Annotated in this window: 20 protein-coding genes; 4 read left to right on the top strand and 16 right to left on the bottom strand. The window is 70.3% G+C overall.

The window, feature by feature from the left end:
• Nucleotides 1–4: 4 nt before the first annotated feature.
• Entirely contained in the window at nt 5–1,177 is a 1,173-nt protein-coding gene (pobA, locus tag ACTJKJ_RS17645) for a 4-hydroxybenzoate 3-monooxygenase (protein ID WP_440821256.1), read from the bottom strand.
• A gap of 178 nt (nt 1,178–1,355) precedes the next feature.
• Here pobA and ACTJKJ_RS17640 point away from each other — a divergent pair, with 178 nt between their 5' ends.
• A complete protein-coding gene (locus tag ACTJKJ_RS17640) occupies nt 1,356–2,219 on the top strand; it encodes a helix-turn-helix domain-containing protein (RefSeq protein ID WP_440821234.1) in 864 nt (287 codons plus the stop codon).
• A 42-nt stretch (nt 2,220–2,261) separates the two neighbouring features.
• On the opposite strand, the gene ACTJKJ_RS17635 is transcribed toward ACTJKJ_RS17640, so the two are convergent.
• Nucleotides 2,262–2,729 carry a nuclear transport factor 2 family protein gene (locus ACTJKJ_RS17635; RefSeq protein WP_440821233.1) on the bottom strand — a complete coding sequence of 156 codons (468 nt, stop codon included), beginning with the start codon at nt 2,727–2,729 and terminating at the stop codon, nt 2,262–2,264.
• A 92-nt stretch (nt 2,730–2,821) separates the two neighbouring features.
• On the opposite strand from ACTJKJ_RS17635, the gene ACTJKJ_RS17630 reads away from it, so the two are divergent.
• A complete protein-coding gene (locus ACTJKJ_RS17630) occupies nt 2,822–3,415 on the top strand; it encodes a TetR/AcrR family transcriptional regulator (RefSeq protein WP_147241109.1) in 594 nt (197 codons plus the stop codon).
• Nucleotides 3,416–3,867: 452 nt separating this feature from the next.
• Here ACTJKJ_RS17630 and ACTJKJ_RS17625 read toward each other — a convergent pair whose 3' ends face one another.
• Together ACTJKJ_RS17625 and ACTJKJ_RS17620 are read right to left on the bottom strand one after the other, a co-directional pair.
• Nucleotides 3,868–5,307 carry an ATP-binding protein gene (locus tag ACTJKJ_RS17625; RefSeq protein WP_440821232.1) on the bottom strand — a complete coding sequence of 480 codons (1,440 nt, stop codon included), beginning with the start codon at nt 5,305–5,307 and terminating at the stop codon, nt 3,868–3,870.
• Nucleotides 5,304–5,912 (bottom strand): 2-hydroxychromene-2-carboxylate isomerase, encoded by a 609-nt coding sequence (locus ACTJKJ_RS17620; RefSeq protein ID WP_440821231.1) that lies wholly within the window; start codon nt 5,910–5,912, stop codon nt 5,304–5,306. Before ACTJKJ_RS17620 ends, ACTJKJ_RS17625 begins: the two co-directional genes overlap by 4 nt.
• A 220-nt stretch (nt 5,913–6,132) precedes the next feature.
• On the opposite strand from ACTJKJ_RS17620, the gene ACTJKJ_RS17615 reads away from it, so the two are divergent.
• Entirely contained in the window at nt 6,133–6,879 is a 747-nt protein-coding gene (locus ACTJKJ_RS17615; protein ID WP_091721057.1) for a response regulator, read from the top strand.
• Nucleotides 6,880–6,934: 55 nt separating this feature from the next.
• Here the strand turns inward: ACTJKJ_RS17615 and ACTJKJ_RS17610 are convergent, their stop codons facing one another.
• The 3 genes from ACTJKJ_RS17610 to ACTJKJ_RS17600 all read right to left on the bottom strand — a co-directional run bounded on the left by ACTJKJ_RS17610 (nt 6,935) and on the right by ACTJKJ_RS17600 (nt 9,517).
• Nucleotides 6,935–8,017 (bottom strand): hypothetical protein, encoded by a 1,083-nt coding sequence (locus tag ACTJKJ_RS17610; protein WP_297385260.1) that lies wholly within the window; start codon nt 8,015–8,017, stop codon nt 6,935–6,937.
• Nucleotides 8,018–8,108: 91 nt separating this feature from the next.
• The gene (locus tag ACTJKJ_RS17605) at nt 8,109–8,687 is read right to left on the bottom strand and encodes a thioredoxin family protein (RefSeq protein ID WP_440821230.1); all 579 of its coding nucleotides are present in this window, start codon (nt 8,685–8,687) and stop codon (nt 8,109–8,111) included.
• A gap of 179 nt (nt 8,688–8,866) precedes the next feature.
• Nucleotides 8,867–9,517 (bottom strand): TetR/AcrR family transcriptional regulator, encoded by a 651-nt coding sequence (locus tag ACTJKJ_RS17600; RefSeq protein ID WP_297385258.1) that lies wholly within the window; start codon nt 9,515–9,517, stop codon nt 8,867–8,869.
• 88 nt (nt 9,518–9,605) lie between these two features.
• On the opposite strand from ACTJKJ_RS17600, the gene ACTJKJ_RS17595 reads away from it, so the two are divergent.
• Entirely contained in the window at nt 9,606–10,004 is a 399-nt protein-coding gene (locus ACTJKJ_RS17595) for a DUF3331 domain-containing protein (protein ID WP_297385256.1), read from the top strand.
• Nucleotides 10,005–10,190: 186 nt separating this feature from the next.
• On the opposite strand, the gene ACTJKJ_RS17590 is transcribed toward ACTJKJ_RS17595, so the two are convergent.
• From ACTJKJ_RS17590 to ACTJKJ_RS17550, 9 genes are all read right to left on the bottom strand, one after another.
• A complete protein-coding gene (locus tag ACTJKJ_RS17590; protein ID WP_297385253.1) occupies nt 10,191–11,561 on the bottom strand; it encodes an SLC13 family permease in 1,371 nt (456 codons plus the stop codon).
• Between the two features lie 254 nt (nt 11,562–11,815).
• A complete protein-coding gene (locus tag ACTJKJ_RS17585; RefSeq protein WP_440821229.1) occupies nt 11,816–12,778 on the bottom strand; it encodes an ACP S-malonyltransferase in 963 nt (320 codons plus the stop codon).
• Between the two features lie 18 nt (nt 12,779–12,796).
• Nucleotides 12,797–13,825, bottom strand: a complete 1,029-nt coding sequence (gene mdcB / locus ACTJKJ_RS17580; protein ID WP_440821228.1) for a triphosphoribosyl-dephospho-CoA synthase MdcB — start codon at nt 13,823–13,825, stop codon at nt 12,797–12,799.
• Entirely contained in the window at nt 13,822–14,514 is a 693-nt protein-coding gene (mdcG, locus tag ACTJKJ_RS17575; RefSeq protein WP_440821227.1) for a malonate decarboxylase holo-[acyl-carrier-protein] synthase, read from the bottom strand. Before mdcG ends, mdcB begins: the two co-directional genes overlap by 4 nt.
• On the bottom strand, nt 14,511–15,212 hold the full coding sequence (locus ACTJKJ_RS17570) for a biotin-independent malonate decarboxylase subunit gamma (RefSeq protein ID WP_297385246.1): 702 nt from the start codon (nt 15,210–15,212) through the stop codon (nt 14,511–14,513). Before ACTJKJ_RS17570 ends, mdcG begins: the two co-directional genes overlap by 4 nt.
• A 51-nt stretch (nt 15,213–15,263) precedes the next feature.
• Nucleotides 15,264–16,190 (bottom strand): biotin-independent malonate decarboxylase subunit beta, encoded by a 927-nt coding sequence (locus ACTJKJ_RS17565; RefSeq protein WP_297385244.1) that lies wholly within the window; start codon nt 16,188–16,190, stop codon nt 15,264–15,266.
• 62 nt (nt 16,191–16,252) lie between these two features.
• Nucleotides 16,253–16,576 carry a malonate decarboxylase acyl carrier protein gene (mdcC, locus tag ACTJKJ_RS17560; protein WP_183485014.1) on the bottom strand — a complete coding sequence of 108 codons (324 nt, stop codon included), beginning with the start codon at nt 16,574–16,576 and terminating at the stop codon, nt 16,253–16,255.
• Between the two features lie 64 nt (nt 16,577–16,640).
• Nucleotides 16,641–18,320: a malonate decarboxylase subunit alpha gene (gene mdcA / locus ACTJKJ_RS17555; protein ID WP_440821226.1), complete on the bottom strand. Its 1,680-nt coding sequence runs from the start codon at nt 18,318–18,320 to the stop codon at nt 16,641–16,643.
• Between the two features lie 95 nt (nt 18,321–18,415).
• Nucleotides 18,416–19,330, bottom strand: coding sequence for a LysR substrate-binding domain-containing protein (locus ACTJKJ_RS17550; protein WP_297385238.1), 915 nt, complete (start codon nt 19,328–19,330; stop codon nt 18,416–18,418).
• Nucleotides 19,331–19,356: the final 26 nt, after the last annotated feature.

Here is a 19,356-nt window from a genome sequence, read left to right as displayed (position 1 = left end):
CCGGTCAGAACGGCAGGCCGATGTAGTTCTCGGCCAGCACGCGGCGGGCCGCCTCCGACCCGAGGAGGTAGTCCAGCTCCGCCTCCTGCAGCTTGGCCTGGAAGGCCGGTTCCTGGTCGAAGTTGTGCATCAGGCTGGTCAGCCACCAGGAGAAGCGCTCGGCTTTCCACACGCGGGCCAGGCAGCGGGCGGAGTAGTGGTCCAGCCCGGCATCGCTGCGCTCGCGGTAATGCTCGATCAGGGCCTGCGACAGGTAGCGGACGTCGGAGGCCGCGAGGTTCAGTCCCTTCGCGCCGGTCGGCGGCACGATGTGGGCCGCGTCGCCGGCCAGGAACAGGCGGCCGAAGCGCATCGGCTCGGCGACGAAGCTGCGCAGCGGCGCGATGCTCTTCTCCAGCGACGGACCGGTGACCAGCGCCGCCGCCGCCTCGGGATCCAGCCGCCGGCGCAGCTCGTCCCAGAAGCGGGCGTCGGTCCAGTCCTCCACGCGCTCGCCCAGCGGTACCTGCAGGTAGTAGCGGCTGCGGGTCGGCGAGCGCATGCTGCACAGGCTGAAGCCGCGCGCATGACGGCTGTAGATCAGCTCGTCGGCCACCGGCGGCGTGTCGCTGAGCAGGCCCAGCCAGCCGAAGGGATAGACCTTCTCGTAGAGGCGGATCGCGTCCGCCGGGACGCTCGCGCGGCACACGCCGTGGAAGCCGTCGCAACCGGCGATGAAATCGGCATGGATCTCGACCGCTTCGCCGCGCACCGTGCATCGCGCGCGGGGCTTCGCGGTGTCGAAGCCGTCGATGCGGACCTCGGCCGCCTCGTACAGCGTGGGCAGCCCGGCGGCGTCGCGCGCGGCCATGAGGTCGCGGGTGACCTCGGTCTGGCCATAGACCAGCACCCCACGCCCGCCGGTGAGCTGGCGCAGGTCGATGCGATGCCGCACGCCGCCGACCGCCAGCTCGAAGCCGTCGTGGACCAGCCCCTCGGCATGCATGCGGGCGCCGACGCCGGCGTCGTCCATCAGGTCGGCGGTGCCTTGCTCCAGCACGCCGGCCCGGATGCGCGAGAGCACGTGGTCGGCGGTCTGGCGCTCGACGATCAGCGTGTCGATGCCGGCGCGGTGCAGCAACTGGCCCAGCAGCAGGCCCGAGGGTCCGGCGCCGACGATCAGCACCTGGGTTCGCAATGTCTTCATGGCAATCCGGCCTTCTGGCGAGGCGCGTGGCGTTGTCTCCGATGGGCGCAGCCTACGGCGCGGACGATCCGCGGTGAATGGACGGCGCCGACGCGCGCTTGCACAATCCGAACCTATGCCCGAATCGCGCCCAAAGTCCTCTTCCCGATCACGCGCCGGCGCGACGCCGGTGTATTCCCTCTACGGCGAGGAAGGACAAGCGCCGGCCCTGGACGGGCTGCACCTCGAATCGATCGCCGAGCGCAGCCGCTTGCACAATTGGGAAATCCAGCCGCATCGGCACGGCGCGCTGGTGCAGCTGCTGCTGATCGAGCGCGGCCGGGTCGTGGTCCGCATGGACGAGGACGAGCGCGAACTGCGTGCGCCCGCGCTGGTGTGGGTGCCGGCGCTGGCGGTGCACGGCTTCCGCTTCGCGCCGGAGACGGAAGGGCTGGTCGTGACGCTGGACCAGGGCCGGCTGCGGGACTTGCTCGATCACCTGCCGGACCTGCTGGAGAGCCTTTCCGAGCCGCGGCTGGTGCCGCTGGAACGCGGCGCGACGGTGACGCGCGCGCTGTTCGCGGTCGGCCATGGGCTGAGGGAAGACTACGCCGGCGCGGCGGCCTGGCGCGGTCCGGCGCTGGACCACGCAGTAGCGCTGCTGGCGACGCAGGCGGCGCGTTTCGGCGCCGCGGAGCCGGCGACCCATGCGGCCGGCGAGGGCCGCGCCTTGCAGCACCTGGCCCGCTATCGCGAGCAGGTCGAGCGCCACTACCGGCGCCAGCCGCCGGTGGCCGAGCTGGCGGCGCCGTTGGGCATCACGCCGACGCAGCTGAACCGCCTGTGCCGCCGCCATCTGCACTGCTCGGCGCTCGCCGTCCTGCACCAGCGCGTGCTGCTGGAGGCCAAGCGCGAGCTGGGCTACACCAACCTGATGGTCCGCCAGATCGCCGACGGCCTGGGCTTCGCCGACCCGGCCTACTTCACGCGCTTCTTCCTGAAGCACACCGGGCGCGCGCCGACCGAATGGCGCGAGCACGGCGGCGGACGCTGACGGCCGCGGCCGCTGATGACGGACGCGTGCCGTCGCGGTGGATCACAGGCCCAGGTCGCTCAGGCCGGGATGGTCGTCGGGGCGGCGGCCCTGCGGCCAGAAGAACTTGCGGTCCGCGGCCTGGATCGGCTGATCGTTGATGCTGGCGTGGCGGTGGGTCATCAGCCCCTGCGCGTCGAATTCCCAGTTCTCGTTGCCGTGGCTGCGGAACCAGTTGCCAGCGTCGTCACGCCATTCGTAGGCGAATCGGACGGCGATGCGGTGGCCCTCGAAGGCCCACAGTTCCTTGATCAGGCGGTAGTCCAGTTCACGCGTCCACTTGCGCTCCAGGAAGGCCTGCGCCTGCGCGCGACCGCGCGGGAACTCCGCGCGATTGCGCCACTGCGTGTCCGGGCTGTAAGCCAGCACGATGCGCGCCGGGTCGCGGCTGTTCCAGGCGTCCTCGGCCAGGCGGATCTTCTGGATCGCGGTGTTGCGGGTGAACGGGGGCAGGGGCGGGCGGGAGTCCATGTCGTTGGCCTTTCATTGGGAAACATCGGGTAGACAGGTCTGTCTACGTCGGCATTCTGTCGAAGGTAGACAGGTCTGTCTACAATGGCCGCATGAACGACATCGACGGCAGCGTGGACATCGGCGAGCTGCCCGCCCGCGACCGCATCCTGCGCACCGCGCACGACCTGTTCTATGGCGAGGGCATCCGGGCGACCGGCATTGACCGCGTGATCGCCGCGTCCGGCGTCACCAAGGTCACCTTCTATCGGCACTTCCCCAGCAAGAACGATCTGATCGTGGCCTACCTCGACATGCGGCACGCGCGCTGGATGGCGTGGTTCAGCGAGGCGCTCGCCCGCCATGGCGACCGGCATCCAGGCGCGCTCGCGCTGGTGCCGACGATGGGTGAATGGTTCCGTGGCGAGGCCCTGGGCGACTACCGCGGCTGCGCGTTCCTCAACGGGGTGGGCGAGATGGGACCCGCGTTGCCCGAGGTGGTCGAGATCACGCGGCGCCACAAGCAGGACATGACGGACGCGATCGCCGGGCGCTTGCCCGCTTCGCGGCAACGCCGGAAGCTGGCGGCCGCGCTTGCCCTGGCCGTCGATGGCGCGATCGTGCAGGCCCAGTTCGCGGACGACCCCGCGCCGGCGCTGAAGGGCCTGCAGCTGATCGTCGAGTCGCTGACTGGCGATACCGCCTGACGAGCGGGGAGACGCGCGTCCGACGCCCCGTCGTGGGGGCTGCCTCATTCCGCAGCACTGCAATCATTTCCTTGCCGTGACAAGCACTTGCGACATCCGTGCGCGAGCAGCCAACAGAGTTGTCCACAGCGACCGTGGACAGACTGAGCCGCCGGTGCACAACCGGTGGGCACTGTGAGCAACTCCAGGACGGGAACGTGGCTTGCTCAAGGTTCCCGGCCCGGCCGTCAAGACCTGACGCTCGTCAATCGCCCCGTTCGCCGGCCTGCCTGTTTTTAAGGCGAAGCAAGGATTTCCCTGGCATGACAACAGCTTGCGTCGCTCCTGCAGGGGCAGCCAACAGGCTTGTCCACAGCACGCGGGGATAGCCGCGAAGCCGTCGCAGGTCGCTTCGTATGGCCCATTCGGATCACTGCCTCATTTGGCAGCAGTGCAATGAATTCCGTGATGAATCAACGGCTTGCACCATCCCTGCCCGTTGAGCCAACAGACTTGTCCACAGAAGTCGTGGACAGTGCCGTCGGCGGCGAGGCGGGGAGACTCAGCCTGGCCTCCAGGCCCCCGCCCGGGCGGTTGTGGAGGGAGAGTTGTCCCCCCATCGCGGTGGCGAGCTGCTGGGCGATCGCCAACCCCAGCCCGGTGCCGCCGGTCTCGCGATTGCGGGAGGTTTCCAGCCGGTGGAAGGGTTTGAAGACCGCGCCCAGCTGGTCTTCCGGGATGCCGGGCCCCCGGTCCAGCACGGCGATCGTCAAGCGCGGGGCCGGGTCTTGCCCGTCGTCGCGCCGGACCTGGATCTCCGCCGCGCCGCCGAAGGCCAGGGCGTTGTCGATCAGGTTGACCAGGATGCGCTTGAGCGCCTGCGGCGGCGCCACGATGGGCGCGCCCGCCGCGCCGTCGAGCGTCACGGATTCGCCGGCGTCTTCGTAGTCACCGACGATGCTCGCCAGCAATGCGTCGGTGTCCAGGCGCGCGGTCGGCTCGGAAGTCCCGTGCAGCGTCCGCGCGTAGGTCACGCCTTCACGGACCAGCGCGTGCATCGCGTCGAGGTCCTGCCGGAACTTGTCGCGCAGCGCCTCGTCGGCCATCAGGTCCGCGCGCAGTCGCATCCGCGTGATCGGCGTCTGCAGGTCGTGCGAGATCGCCGCCAGGATCTCCACCCGCTCGGCGGTGTAGCCGGCGATGCGCTGCTGCATCGCGTTGAAGGCGCGCGCGGCATGGGCCACCTCGGCCGGGCCGTCCTCGGCGATCAGGCGCGGCGTGAGGTCCGGGCCGAGATCGTCGGCCGCCGTCGCCAGCGCGTTCAGCGGTCGTGTCACCAGCCGCACCGCCATCCAGGTGCAGAAGGTCAACACCACCAACTGCGCCACCAGCACCCAGGTGACCCACTCGGGGATGGGCATGTCGACGCGGCGCGCGTGCACGGTGACGGCGGTGCCGTCGCCCAGGCGGACCAGCAGTTGATAGCGCCGCGCGCCGACCTGCGCCACGCGCTCGATGCGGAAGGGCCGCAGCGCCTGCGTCAACGCGTCGACGAACGCACCGCTGAATTCGGTGTGATCGACCGGTCCCGCCTGCGCATCGATCTCGTTGGCGAGCGCGAAGCGGAAGTTGGGCCGCTCCAGGCGGTTCAGCCAGGTGGCGCGCTCGGCGGGCGGCAGGCGGTCGAGGACGGCGACACCGGTGGCGATGTCGCGCTCGATGCCCGACATCATCAGCGAGCGCAGCGCCATCGAGCGCTCCTGCCGGATCGCGACGTAGGCCAGCGCCTGTGCGATCGCGATGCCCAGCACCATCATCCAGAACACGCGCGCGAAGAGCGTGCGGGGCCCGAAGCGGCGCGGTCGCGGCGGCGGGTTCGCGCTGGCGCCGCCCGGAGCGCGGAGGGCGCTCATGTCCGGTCGGCGGCCAGCGCGCGCTGCACGAAGTCCAGCCGGTCCTGGCCCCAGAACAGCACGCCATCGATGACGTAGCTGGGGGCACCGAACAGGCTGGCATCGATCGCGCGCTGCGTGTTGGCGTCGTAGCGCGCGCCGATGTCGTCGGCGGCGGAGCGGGCCAGGCGCTCGGCGGGCAGGGCTTGCTCGCCCAGGATGGCGGTCAGCGTGGCGGCGTCGGCGATGTCGCGTTGCTGCTCCCAGACCGCACGCAGCAACGCGCCGGTCAGGCGCAGCGCCGCCTCCGCGCCGTCGGCCTCGTCGACCGCGATGATCAGCCGCGCCGCCGTATGCGGCACGACGGGAAAGAAGGTCGGCTCCACATGCATCGGCATGCCCAGATGGCGCGAGAAGCGCCGCAGCTCCAGCAGACGATAGGCCTGGCGCTGGGCGGGGCGCTGCGACAGCGGCAGGCCGCCGGAGACCGAGAACAGCTTGAGCAGGTCGATCGGGATCGGGCGCACCGTGGCGCCCGCCTCGCGCGCGATGGCGACGAAGCGCTCGTGGCCGAGGTAGGTCCAGGGGCTGTGGGGAGCGAGGAAGTAGTCGATGACGCGGCTCACGGGGATCTCCGATGCGGTGACGCTGGGGATGAGGTCGAAGGGCGGCGGCGGCGCCGCAGGCAGGTTTATAGGCGCGCGGCTCCGGTTTGTGGCGGGCTTTGTATGGGCGTGTATCCGCGTCCCGCACCGGAGACACAACATTGCCCCGGCCGACGTCACATGGGCCGCGGGCCGCTACATTCCGGCTCATCCCGTCCCCAGCGTTCCGCCTTCCACGCCCATGCAGACGACCGCGCCCACCCAGGACCATGTCCTGATCGTCGACGACGACCGCGAGATCCGCGAGTTGCTCACCACCTACCTGACCCGCAACGGCCTGCGTGCCACCGCCGTGCCGACCGGCCGGCACATGCGCATCGCGATGGAGACCGGCGGCCCCTTCGACCTGGTGATCCTGGACCTGATGCTGCCGGGCGAGGACGGCCTGTCGCTGTGCCGCGACCTGCGCGCGGGCCGGCACAAGGCGACGCCGGTCATCATGCTGACCGCGCGCGGCGACGAGGCCGACCGCATCCTTGGCCTGGAGATGGGCGCGGACGATTACCTGGCCAAGCCCTTCGCGGCGCGCGAGCTGCTGGCGCGGATCAAGTCGGTGCTGCGGCGCGCGCGCATGCTGCCGCCCAACATGCGCTCGTCCGACGAGTCACCGCGGCTGGCCTTCGGCGACTGGGTGCTGGACACGATCGAGCGTCATCTGGTCGATGCCCAGGGCACGGTGGTGCCGCTCAGCGGCGCGGAGTACCGGCTGCTGCGCGTGTTCCTGGACCACCCGCAGCGTGTGCTGAGCCGCGACCAGCTGCTCGGCCTCACGCAGGGGCGCGAGGCCGAGCTCTTCGAGCGCTCGATCGACCTGCTCGTCAGCCGCATCCGCCAGCGGCTGCGCGACGATGCGCGCGAGCCCAAATACATCAAGACGGTCCGCAGCGAGGGATACGTGCTGTCGATGGCCGTCGAGGGGCGGGACTGAAAGAGGGCTTCAAGGGCCGGCGCCGGCCTTCCCAGGCGAGCGCCGGCGATGCTCGTCAGATCTTCATCGCCGCGGCCAGGCTGTCGCGCGCGGCCTTGTTCATGCGGATGTGGAAGGGCAGGAAGGTGAGGCGGTCGGTGACCGTCGCGCCATTCGGATTCGACACGTAGTAGCTGCCGCCCATCGCCGTGCCGTCCTTGATCAGCGCGCCGGTGTAGACGTTGCCGCCCAGTTCGAAGTAGATCCGGTACTGCACCGTCGTGCTCAGCGTGGCGGACAGCGGGCGCGGCTTGGTGGCGACCCAGACCGGCACGCCGCCCACGGTGCTGGTGGCGCCGTCGGCCAGGCGGTAGGTCGTGCCGTCGCTGTTGGACGCGATGCCGCTGGTCAGCACCGCGTTCAGCGTCGTGCCGGTGCGGCAGGGCGTGACGTTGGCGGTGGTGGTGGCCGTGGTGCAGTCGAAGACGTTGTAGCGGTCGTCCAGGTTCTTCTGCGTGAACTTCAGGTAGCTCGCGCCCGCGGCATAGCTGGTGGCCGCATCGAGCACCGACGGATTCGAGAAGAACGAATTCAGGAAGTGCGCGAGGTCGGCCGGCGTCGTGCCGACGGTGCCGGTCAGCGCGACCGTCTCGTAGTCGCTGCGCACGACGGAGTACGCCACCGTCACGTTATCGGCGGCGAGCGAGTCCACGCGCACGTCGTTGCCGACGTAGCTCACCTTGCTGGCCGCGCCGTTCTCCGGGACGACCAGGACCACGCCGTTCTTGAGCACGCGGGTCGGCGCCGGCGCGACCAGCGCCAGCGTGGTGGCGAGGTTCTGCGGCGCGCCTTGCGTGACGATCTGCGGGCCGTTCGTCAGTGGCGAGGTCGACATGACGCTGGCGTCCGAGTAGGCGTAGTGCGTGCCGCTGGTCTGGTTGCCGGCGTAGGCCAGGTTCCAATGCATCAGGTAGCTGCCGGAAGCCGGCGCGAGCATCAGGCTCTCGAAGGCCTGTTGATTGGCGCTCAGCACTGGCGTGTCCGCCGCCTGGGCACCCGCCTTCTCCGAAACTCCGCCGTCGCTGCCGCCGCCGCAGGCGGCAAGCAGGGCCGACAGGGCCGCCAACGCGACGACGTGTTTGTGGGTCTTCAAGACCATGGGACCTCCCCGTTGAAAAATTCTTGTGGGGAGGTCCATCAAAGCAGCCCGCCCGCTGTTGGGGCGCGAGTATAGGAGCGGGCTGTGACGCTCAGCCCGGCTGCTTCAGCAGCGCCTGGATCTGCGCTTCGGTCTGCTGGTAGGCGCCCTCGCCGAAGTGGGTATAGACGACCTTGCCCTGCTTGTCGACGAGATACAGCGCCGGCCAGTAGCGGTTGCTGTAGTTCTTCCACGTCTTGAAGTCGTTGTCCTGCGCCACCGGATGGGTGATGCCCAGCCGCGTGATGGCCTCCTTCAAGCCGGCCAGCGATTTCTCTTCCTCGTACTCGGGCGAGTGCACGCCGACGACGACCAGGCCCTGGTCCTTGTACTTCTCATGCCAGGCCTTCACGTAGGGCAGGGCGTTCAGGCAGTTGATGCAGGTGTAGGTCCAGAAGTCGACCAGCACCACCTTGCCGCGCAGCTCCTCCATCTTCAGCGGCGGGCTGTTGACCCAGCTGTTGATGCCGGCGAAGGCGGGCGCCGGCTTGCCGGTCATGCCGCCGCCGCCCAGCAGCGAAGCGGCCGCCGCGTCGGTGGACATCGTCGGCAGCGAGAGCGCCACGGCGGCCGCGGCGGCGGCACCGGCCAGCGCCAGCGGGAGCAGGGAACGTCGGGAGATCGATCGCATGGGGAATCCTTTCCAGGCCAGCAGCGGGAGGCTGCGATGGAGCGGATTCTTCGAGCGCGGGCCGATGGGCGATACGGCTTTCGTATGCCCGTGTATCCGGCCTGGGAAGGAAAGACGATCCGATGCGCGAGGACACATCGCGGCACCGGCGATGGCGGCGCATCGCCGCGCTCGAGCGATCAGCGCAGCAGGTGCAGTGCCACGTCCGTGAGCTCGCGCTTGAAGCGGCCCGGGTCGTCCGGCAGCGGGGAGACCGCGCGCAGCACATGCGCATACGCCACCGTCTTGCTGATGCCTTGCATCAGCACCGAGAACAGCAGCGCCGGATCGCAGCGGCGCAGCTCGCCGGCATCCATCGCGTCGCTGAACAGCGGCAGGCAGACGGCGTGGAAAGGCCGCACCATCACGTCGACCAGCACGTTGAGCCGCTCGCCTTCCTCGGTCGCCGCCGTCGAGAAGAAGATGCCGATGTCCGGGTGCTCGAAGACGCGGTCGATGAACGCCAGCAGGCAGTGCTCGACCCGCTGCCGCGGTCCCAGCGAGGCGTCGGCGCGCAGCGCCGCCGTCGTCTCCAGCATCGGCTCGAGGAGCTCCCTGATCTGCTCCACCACCGCGAGCCACAGCGCTTCCTTCGATCCGAAATGATGGGCGATCAGCGCCGGATCGACCTCGGCCTGGCGCGCGATCTCCCGGACGCTGGTGGCTTCATATCCCCGCAGCGCGAAGGTGCGCCGCGCGACGCGCAGCAGTTCATCGGCGCCGCTGGCGCAATCCGCGCTCGGCCGTCCGCGACGCCGCGGCGCCCCGACGGTCCTTGGGGTCTTGTTCATGCGCTGGCTGCCTTTGTTATATTCATCACCCGTTGAATTATTTCAGGCTTCGACGCCGATTGTCGGCGGACGTGAAAGGCGGTGCGGCATGCACAGCAATCTGGCAAACGATCCAACGCGCGACGGTTGGCTGCGCACGGTGTCTTGGCTCGGGAACGGCGGCGTGCCCGATACGCCTCAACCGTCGTCCTCCAAGTCCCGCTCGAACCGCAACCACGACAGCAACAGCCTCTCCCTGCGGCCTCCCCCCACCATCCACGTCCTCGACCGACCCACGCCACGCACCGCCGCCATCTCGTGGTCCGACGCAGGCGCCTGCCATTACGGCTATCAAATCTGGGACATGGTGCCGTCCAAACGCGATGGCATCTGCGTGCTCAGCGGCGCCAGCATTCGCGCGGGGGACCTCATCTACACACCGAGGGTCGATGAGCCGTCGCCCATCAACGCAGGGGAAATGATCGCGGCGGCGTTTGTGGACGCTTGATCGGGAAGCACAGCGCGAGGAACTCGGCGCTTGGCCGGGGCCGCCGGCGAAGCCGAAGCTCAGGGCGCCAACTCGCGACGCTCACCTTCGGCTCGCTCTGCTCAAACAGACGGCGCCCCAGTCAGATGACGAAGCTTCGGCTTCACCGGCGGCCCCGGCCAAGCACCCGACGGACTGCTGCGGTGGTCAGAGCAGGACGAAGAGGGACCAGACGACGATCGGGGCAATCACCGTCACGGCAGCACCGTAGAGCAGCAACATGCGGAAGAAACGGTCGCGGTCCATGCCCTTGGCATTGGCCAGCACCAGCGCACCATTCGTCGAGAAGGGGCTCACGTCCACGATCGTCGAGGACACCGCCATCGCAGCGATGAAACCAATCGCCATGCCGGCGTTGTCTCCCGTCAGGAACGGCACACCGAGCGGAATCAACGAGCCCAGCACCGCCGTCGAGGACGCGAAGGCCGACACCACCGCGCCCACGAAACACAGCAGCAGCGCAGCCATCAGCGGCGACGTCAGGTTCGCGACACTGTGACCGACGTAGTCGATCGTTCCCATCTTCTCCATCACGCCCACATACGTGCTTACGCCAACGATCAACATGATCTCCGGCCACGACACCTGGCCCAGCGCACTCTTCTGCAGCCGCGGCTGCATCAGGCTCAGCACCAGGCCAATCGTGATCGACACGAAACCGATGTCCAGCTTGTAGCCCAGCGTCAGCACCGCCAGCAGCACCAGACCCAGCGCCGTGATGACCTGATGCACGCTCGTGGCCTGGAAGGTCTGCGTCTGCACCTGGCCCAGCATCGACGAACGACTCGCCGCGACACGCCGCCCTTCACCATACGACTCGGCCTCCGCACCGCCGAAGACCTGCGGCCCACCCTGCGGGCGCGCCACCGGAGGAATCGGTGCCAGCTCGCCCTCCTCCTCGACTCGGCCCCGTCGCATCAGCTTCAAACCGCCCAGCGCGACGAACAGCCCCAGCGCGACCGCGAAGTTCACGCCGAAGCTGGCCAGCATGGTGGTGACCTCGCTGAGCGGCAGGCCCGCCTTCGCGACGATCTTGTTGGTGATGCCGCCGTAGATGCTCATCGGCGAGAAGCCACCCGCCTGCGCGCCGTGGATCACCATCAGGCCCATCATCAGCGGATGGATGCCGTGGCGGGCCGCGAAGCCCAGCGCGATGGGCGCGATGATCGCCACCGCCGCCGGGCTCACCGCGCCGACCGAGGTCAGCAGCGCCGCCACCAGGAACATGATCCACGGGATGGCGGCGATGCGGCCCCGCACCGCGCGCACGGCCAGTCGCACCAGCCAGTCGATCGTGCCGTTGTTCTGCGCGAGGGCGAAGAGGTAGGTGATGCCGGCGAGCGTCAGGAAGAGCTCGGCGGGGAAGCCGGCCATGATCGCCTTCGCGCTCATGCCGGCCACCAGCGTGCCCACCAGGAAGGCGCCGACGAAGGCGAGCACGCCCATGTTGATGGGCAGGGCGGTGGCCACCACGAACATGGCCCCGAGCGGAAGGATCGACATCCAGTGTGTGGTCATCGCTGTCTCCTGTTGCGGCGGTCCGGCATGTCGAGCACCGGCCGCTCCGTTCTTCATCGGTTTCTCATCGGGTCGCACGGTATCCAGCGCGCGAGCCCGCTTCAATCAAGCTCCCAAGCGGACCGTTACGCGCGCCGCAACGATCGAGGGTGAACCCGCGCGCCGCTCGCCGCTCACCGGCCACCGCGCACGGCTCGCATATCGCATTGCCGACCGTTGACCATCGACCGCTGGCCGCCGTTCGCTGCTCGCGTTCAGGTGTTGCAACGCTCGATCCACGCGATCACGCCGTCGACGGTGCGGAACTCGTCCGCCGACCGCGCGGGGATCGCGGGATGACGCCGCTGCCAGAGCCGAGCGAGCGCCTGGCCACCACCGATCTCCAGCACACACGACGGCGCGCGCGCCGCCAACTGGTCCATCACCACATCCCATCGCACCGTCGTGGCGATCTGCCGCGACAGCCCGTCGCGCGCCTGCTCGGCGGTCCAGCTGCGATTGCCGTCGCTGTCGAACACTGGCAGCGCGGGCGCGTCCATCGCCGCGCCTGCGAGCTCGACGGCGAAAGCCTCTGCGGCCGTCCGCATCAGCGGTGTGTGCGATGCCACCGTGACCGCCAGGCGCGTGCAGCGTGCGCCGCGTTCAGCCAGCGCGGCTTCGACCGCGTCGAGCGATCCGTCCGACGGAGGCACTGCCTCAGGCCCGTGTGCATGCGAGTCGCTCAGCGGCCCGCCGATCACCACCGAATCCTCGCCATTGCGAATGGCGACGGTCACCGCTGAGCCGTGCAGGAGTTCGTCCACCACGGCCGCGCCGAGGCCGGTCACGCCGCAAAGGCCGCCGCGCTCCGTGCTGCCCGCGGCATCCATGAGCGCGGCCCGACGCGTCGCCAGCGCGACCGCTCGCTCTGGACTGAACACGCCGGCCGCCGCACAGGCGGCAAGCTCGCCGACGCTGTAGCCGGCGAGGGCGTCGACCTCGATTGACGCGACGCGCAACGCCGCACGGAGTTGAGTCCAGGCCGACACCGCGGTCGCGGTGATCAGCACCTGCGCATGTCGGTTGGCGTGAGCCCATGCCTCGTCGGTGAGCGCGGCCCGCCAGTCCTCGACGCCAAGCCGTGCCGCCATCGCGGCGATCGCCGCGTCATGCCGCAACCACGGCAGCATCGCCGGATGTTGGTGGCCTTGCCCGCTGAAGACGATCGCGACGCTCACGAAGAGTGCCCGAGGTGTTCACCGACCGTCGGCCGCGTCGACCGCATCGACCGCATCGACCGCATCGACCGCATCGACCGCGCTGATCGCATCGAGCGCGCCGACCGCATTGACTGCGCTGACCGCGCCGCCCGTATCGATCGAGCCGCCGGCATCAACCGCATCAACCGCGCCGATGCGAACCATCCAACAGACGGCGGCCAGCATGTCGGCGGAGCCGCCGGGCGATAGCCGGCGCGCCTCGAAGTCCTGACCGATTGATTCCGCCCGAGCTTTGGCAAGGGGATGCGCGGCGCCGCCGTGGGCGAGGAATCCGCGCGCCGCCTGCTGCGCGAATCGCAGACCCTCCAGGCCGCCGCGATGCGCGAGGTTGCTGTCGTCGAGGGCAGCCATCAAATGGAAGAAGGTGTCGAGCTGTGCGCGCTCGTGCGACAGGCCGCGCGTGCGCGCCGACCGCATCGCGGGCACGCCCACGTCGAAGACAGCGGGAAATCCGAGCGCCGCTTCTTCCGACGCACTGCGAAGCCCGTACCGCCGCGCGGCTACGCCGCCGGGCAACATCGACGGGCGCTGCGCGCGCCGATGCAGCGCCGCGCTCCAACGCTCGTCGAGCATCGCCCGCAGCGCCGCCGGCGTCAGCGGTCGGCCGGCGGCGACGAGCGCGCCAGCACTCGCGCACAGCAGCCCCAGCAGGAAGATCGCGCCGCGATGGGTGTTGATGCCTCCGGTCGCCGCGAGCATGCGGGCCTCGGCCTCGATGCCGGCTCGCTCCAGGGCCTCGAAGTTTGCGCCGGCCATGCCCAGTCCGGCGATCCGGACGAAGTAGCCGCGCAGCGCGGCGATGCTGCGGAAGAAGGTTCTCGCGTCCATGTCGTCATGGCTGCCGTTGCTGGTCAGGGTGACCAGACCCGGCTTGGGCGACAGCGCCAGCTCGTCGTACAGCGCGGCTGCGGCGGCGCGGCCGAGGTCGCGGGCCACGGGCGCCAGGATCGCGTCGGCGTCGCGTGGGCGCTGGCCCAGCGGCCTCTGCTGCGCTGGCGCGCTCATGCCGCCACCTTCAAGTCGCGGACGATCTCGCCCAGATCGCTGGCCAGTCGACTGCCGCTGAGGGTCTTCACCAGGATCGAGCGGCTGCCGCCGGCGCGCCAGGTCAACCACTCGCGCCACGACACCGCGGTGTCGCCGTCGAAGATCAGCTCGCCATCAAGCCTCAGCCCGGGGATCTCGGTGCGCGCGAGCAACGCGGCGATCGTGTCGGCCTGGGCCGCATCCTGGACGCCCACCCAGAGGTCCACATCCGAATCCGCACGCACATGCGCCATGCCGGTCAAGGCCTGCCAGCCGTAGCTGCCGTAGACGCGCGACTGGACGCCGTCCGCGGCGGTGGACCGGCACAGTCGATCCCACGCGGGCCGCGCCGCGGCGGGCAGCAGTTTGGTCAGCGCGCGCGCGACGGGGAACTCGTCGAAGAACAGCACCTCGCTCCGCGTGAGCATCACGCCAAGCCGGCGGGATTCCCAGCGCAGCGGCGCGGACAGGCCCGTCGCGATGCCGCCAGCGGTCGAGTCGACGGCCGGGCCGGCGTCGCAGCGCTGCTGCGTGACCACCAGCGGCAGGCCACGCGCGGCCCACAGCGTCATGCATTCCCGCTCGACCGCGTCGCGAGCGCCCGCGCGCAGGCGCTCCCAGGCCGCGGGCGACGGATGCACGAGTTGATGTCGATGCAGGCGGGTCATGGCGCCTCCAGCACGCGGTCCATCACGGCCGCAGCGAGCCGGCGACCGCCGCGCTGTGCGCCATCGAGCGCACGGCGGTCCTCGGTCGGCGCATCGGCCAGTGCCTGGCGCAGCGCCGCCCGCAGGTCGCCGGTCCACACGCGCCGCACACCGCCCATCGCGACGTAGTTCTCGACGCCCGGCGCGAAGACCGGGTTGGTCCGGGACAGCTCGGTCAGCATCGCCTCCGGCAGCTTGGTCACCCGCGACATCGCCGGAATGCGCATCACGCGGATCTCCGCCTGCGGCAGCGCATCGCAGGCGTCGGCGATCAGGCCCGACGTGATGAAGCCGCCCGACAGCGCCTGGTCGTAGACCAGGCCCAGCACGCGATGCCCGCGCCGGCGCGCGAGGTCGATGCTCATGCCGAGGTGGGCCATCGCGCGGTTGATGCCCAGCAGCTCATCGCGCCGCCGCAACTGCTGTCCCTGGGTGTCGATCAACAGCAGGATCGGCCGGCCCGGATGGCGGGCCACGGTGTCCAGCACCACGCGCGCCTGCGCCAGCGCGAGTCGCACGCCGATCGGCGCATGCCCGGTCGTGCCGACAACGGTCATCGGTTCATCGTCGAGCGCGGCCTCGCCGTGCAGCAGTTCGCCGTCCAGCGTCAGCCCGCGGTCCGAGCCGAACAGCGCCTCGGCCAAGGTCTTCCAGTCCATGTTCGAACTCCTTTGCGGTTCAGCGGTTCAGCGGTTCAGCGGCACATCGGCTCAGCGGTTCTCGGAGATGGCCGCGCCGGTGCGCAGCGCAAGGACCTCGGCCACGTCGAGGTCCGGCACGCTCACGGCGTCTTCGACACCCAGCCGGCGCCACAGCGCCAGCGCGTCGTCGCCGGAAACCGGCGCATCGAGCAGCGCCAACCGCTGCGCCAGCAGCGCGTGTTCCGCCTCGAGCGCTTCGAGCGTCACGGCGCGGGCCGTGGGCAGCGCGTCCATGGCGTCGATCGCCGCGCGGCGGAAGGCGGCAACCTCGTCCTCGACCAGCGCGTCACAGTCGCCGCTCAACCAGCGATGCTTGCCGCCCGTGGTGCGCCAGACCAGCGCGCGATCGCGCGCGTCGAATTCCTCGACTCCATGGGACGCCTCGATGACCTCCGGCCCCGACATCGCGAGGCGGCCGAGGTCGCTCATGACGACGAAGTCGGTGCAGCGCGCCACGATCCCCATGCCACCGAAGCAGCCGTTGGCCGCGCCGATCAACGCGATCACCGGGATGCCGGCATCGCGCGCGTCGAGCACGGCGCGCATCACCTCGGAGACCGCGATCAAGCCCGCGTTGGCCTCGTGCAGTCGCACGCCGCCGGAATCGAGCAGCAGCAGCACCGCCGCGGGGCGCTCCCGCAGCGCGCGGCGCAGCAGGCCGACGAGCTTGGCGCCATGCACCTCGCCGACGCCGCCGCCCATGAAGGCGCCTTCCTGCGCGGCGACGAAGACGGTCCGTCCGTCGAGACGCGCGCGACCGATCGCCACGCCGTCGTCGAAGGCGGACGGCACGCCGAGCTGCGCCAGGTGCGGACTCATCACGCGCTCGGCGGGCGGCAGCCATTCGTGGAAGCTGCCGGGATCGAGCAGCTGCGCGAGCCGCTCGCGCGCGCTGCACTCGGCGTAGGAGCTCGCGGCCACGGCGCTTGTGGACACGGTACTTGTGGACGCGGCGCTCGCGGCCACGGCGTTTGCGCGGGCGATGGGCGTCGTCGCCGTCATGGCCGCAGCTCCCGCACCGCCTGATCCAGGCGCAGGCTGACGACGGCGGGTGTGGCGCCCATGTCGTTGATGGACACGCGCACGCCGGCCAGGTCGTGGCGATGGTGGAAGTCGTCGAGCACTGCCTGCCAGACCGGCGCGAAGCCGCGCGCGGAGGTCTGCACATGCACCGCGCAGTCGCCGCCGTCCCCGGGCTCGAGCATCACCTCGAGGTTGCCGGAGCCGACGACACCGACCAGCACCGGCGCGAAGGCCGGTACGGCGCGCGTGCCGGCGAAGCGGAAGTCCAGGGTCTCGAGACCCGGTGGGATGGCTGTCATGGGAGTCCTCGTCGTGGGGCGTGGCGTCGTGGCCGTCGGGGGCGTCTCGCGCGGTCCGGCGGTGTCACCAGTTGCGGAAGCGTTTTGGTGGTCGGTACAGACCGCCGGACGCCCGCACCAGGTCGCGCATGCCGCGCGCGGCCAGCAGGTTGCGCGTGGCGTCGCGCGGATCGATGCCCAGGTCCTCGGGGCGCCGGATGACGCCGCGCTCGCGCAGCTGCTCGACCGCGCGGCGGTCGCGGCCCAGGCCGACCGCGGTGTAGCCGGCGACGCCGCGGATCGCCTGTTCGCGCTCTTCGTCGCTCCGGCACAGCAGCAGGTTGGCGATGCCCTCCTCGGTGAGGACGTGGGTGACGTCGTCGCCGTAGATCATGATCGGCGGCAGGTCCATGCCGGCCTGGCGCTGCAGTTCCCAGGCGTCCAGGCGCTCGACGAAGGCGGGCTGCATGTGCTCGCGGAAGGTCTCGACCATCTGCACGACCAGCTTGCGCCCGCGCGGCGTCGCGGCCGCGCCGCTGCGATGGCTGCGGGCCTCCTCGCCGGCCTTCAGCCAGGCCGGGCTCGCATGCCGGCGCCCGCGCGCGTCGGCGCCCATGTTGGGCGCGCCGCCGAAGCCGGCGATGCGGCCCAGCGTCGCCGTCGAGCTGTTGCCCAGAAGGTCCATCTGCAGCGTCGAGCCGATGAACAGGTCGCAGGCGTAATGGCCCGCGGCCTGGCTGAACGCCCGGTTGCTGCGCAGGCTGCCGTCGGGCCCGGTGAAGAAGACGTCCGAGCGCGCGCGGATGTAGTCCTCCATGCCGAGCTCGGACCCGAAGGAATGGATGGACTCGACCCAGCCCGCCTCGATCGCCGGGATCAGCGCCGGGTGCGGGTTCAGCGCCCAGTGGCGGCAGATCCTGCCCTTCAGGCCGAGCGATTCGCCGTAGGTCGGCAGCAGCAGCTCGATCGCGGCCGTGTCGAAGCCGATGCCGTGGTTGAGCCGCTGCACGCCGTACTCGGCGTAGATGCCCTTGATGGCCATCATCGCCATCAGGACCTGGATCTCGCTGATCTGCGCGGGGTCGCGGGTGAACAGCGGCTCGATGAAGTTGGGGGTCGGCGCCTGCACCACGAAGTCGACCCAGTCCGCCGGCACGTCGACGCGGGGCAGGGGCGTGCCGTCGGGCACCCGTTCGTTGACCTGGGCGATGACCAGGCCCCCGGAGAACGCGGTGGCCTCGACGATCGCCGGCGTGTCTTCGGTGTTGGGGCCGGTGTAGAGGTTGCCCTGCGCGTCGGCGGCGTGCGCGGCGATCAGCGAGACCTTGGGCGTGAGGTCGACGAAGTAGCGCGAGAACAGTTCCAGGTAGGTGTGGATCGCGCCGATGCGCACGCGCCCGCCGGACAGCAGCTTGGCGAGCCGCGCGCCCTGCGGGCCGGAGAAACTGAAGTCCAGCTGGCTGGCGATGCCGCGCTCGAAGACGTCCAGGTGCTCGGGCAGGGCGAGCACCGACTGGACCATGTGCAGGTCGTGGATGCGGGCCGGGTCCAGCCGCACCAACGCCTTGGCCAGGAAGTCCGCCTGCTTCTGGTTGTTGCCTTCGAGGCAGACGCGGTCGCCGGGCTTGAGCACCGCGTGCAGCAGGTCGACGATCGCCTCGGTCTCGACCTGCTTGCCGGTCAGGCGCGTGCCGAGCGCCTCGCGAGCCGCGCCGATGCGCGCGGCGCGGTCGCGGGCCTTGGTGTCCAGGTTGATGCGGTCCATGGGCACGGACGGTACGGGCGCCGCCGTGCCCGATCAATCAACCGCCGCGCCTGACGATTACGCGCAGCGGAATGATCGAGGCCGTCCGGGACGGCTCAGTGCCCGCCCAGGCGCAGCGTGCGGCTGGCGGCGAGCAGGGCCAGCAGGTTGGGGTCGCGCTCGCGGGCGCGCAGGAAGCACAGCGCGATGGTCTGGCGCACCGCGTAGCGTTCCTGGAGCGGGATCAGCCGGACGCTGGGAGGCAGCACGGCGCGCACGCGCCCGGGCAGCAGCGTGCAGCCGATGCCGCCGCCGACCAGGTTCATCAACGAGAAGATGTCGTTGGTCTTCATCACGATCTGCGGCTCGAAGCCGGCGATGCGGAAGGCGTCGACGAAGCGGCTGTAGGTGACGAAGCCTTCCTGCAGGCTGACGAAGCGCTCCTCGGCGCAGTCCCGCAGGTCGATGGCGGCGAGCGCGGCGTAGGGCGACTGGGCCGGCGCGGCGAAGAAGACGTCGTCGTCGAAGAGGGCGTGGGTCTCGAGTTCCGGCGCGGACTCGGGCAGGCCCATGACGGCGGCGTCGAGCGTGCCGTCGCGCAGGCGCTGGGTGAGGTCGGAGTTGGAGCCCAGGATCAGCTCGGCCTGCACCTCGGGCTTGCGGGCCTTGAGCGCCATGATCATCGACGGCACGGTGCCGCTGGTCAGCGAGTACAGCGAGCCGATGCGGATGCGCTCGGCGCCGTAGCCGGCGATGGCGCGCGTGGCATTGATGCCTTCGTCCATGCGCTGCAGGATTTCGCGCCCGACGTCGGCCAGCGCATGGGCCGCGTCGGTGGGCTGCAGGTTGCGGCCCTCCAGCCGGAACAGCGCGCAGCGCGTGCCGGCCTCCAGCGAATGCAGCGCGCGGTGCACGCTGACCGCGCTCGTGCCCAGCCGCTCCGCGGCGCGCGCCAGGCTGCCGCTCTCCAGGAACGTGATCAGGATCTCGAGCTTGCGGAAGGTGATCTCTTCGCTGATGCGGGGGAGCATGGGGGACCGTCGGCTGGGGCGTGAGG

The organism is Roseateles sp. 22389 (assembly GCF_052044995.1).
Taxonomy (GTDB): domain Bacteria; phylum Pseudomonadota; class Gammaproteobacteria; order Burkholderiales; family Burkholderiaceae_C; genus Roseateles.
This window is presented reverse-complemented; position numbering and strand designations above follow the sequence as displayed.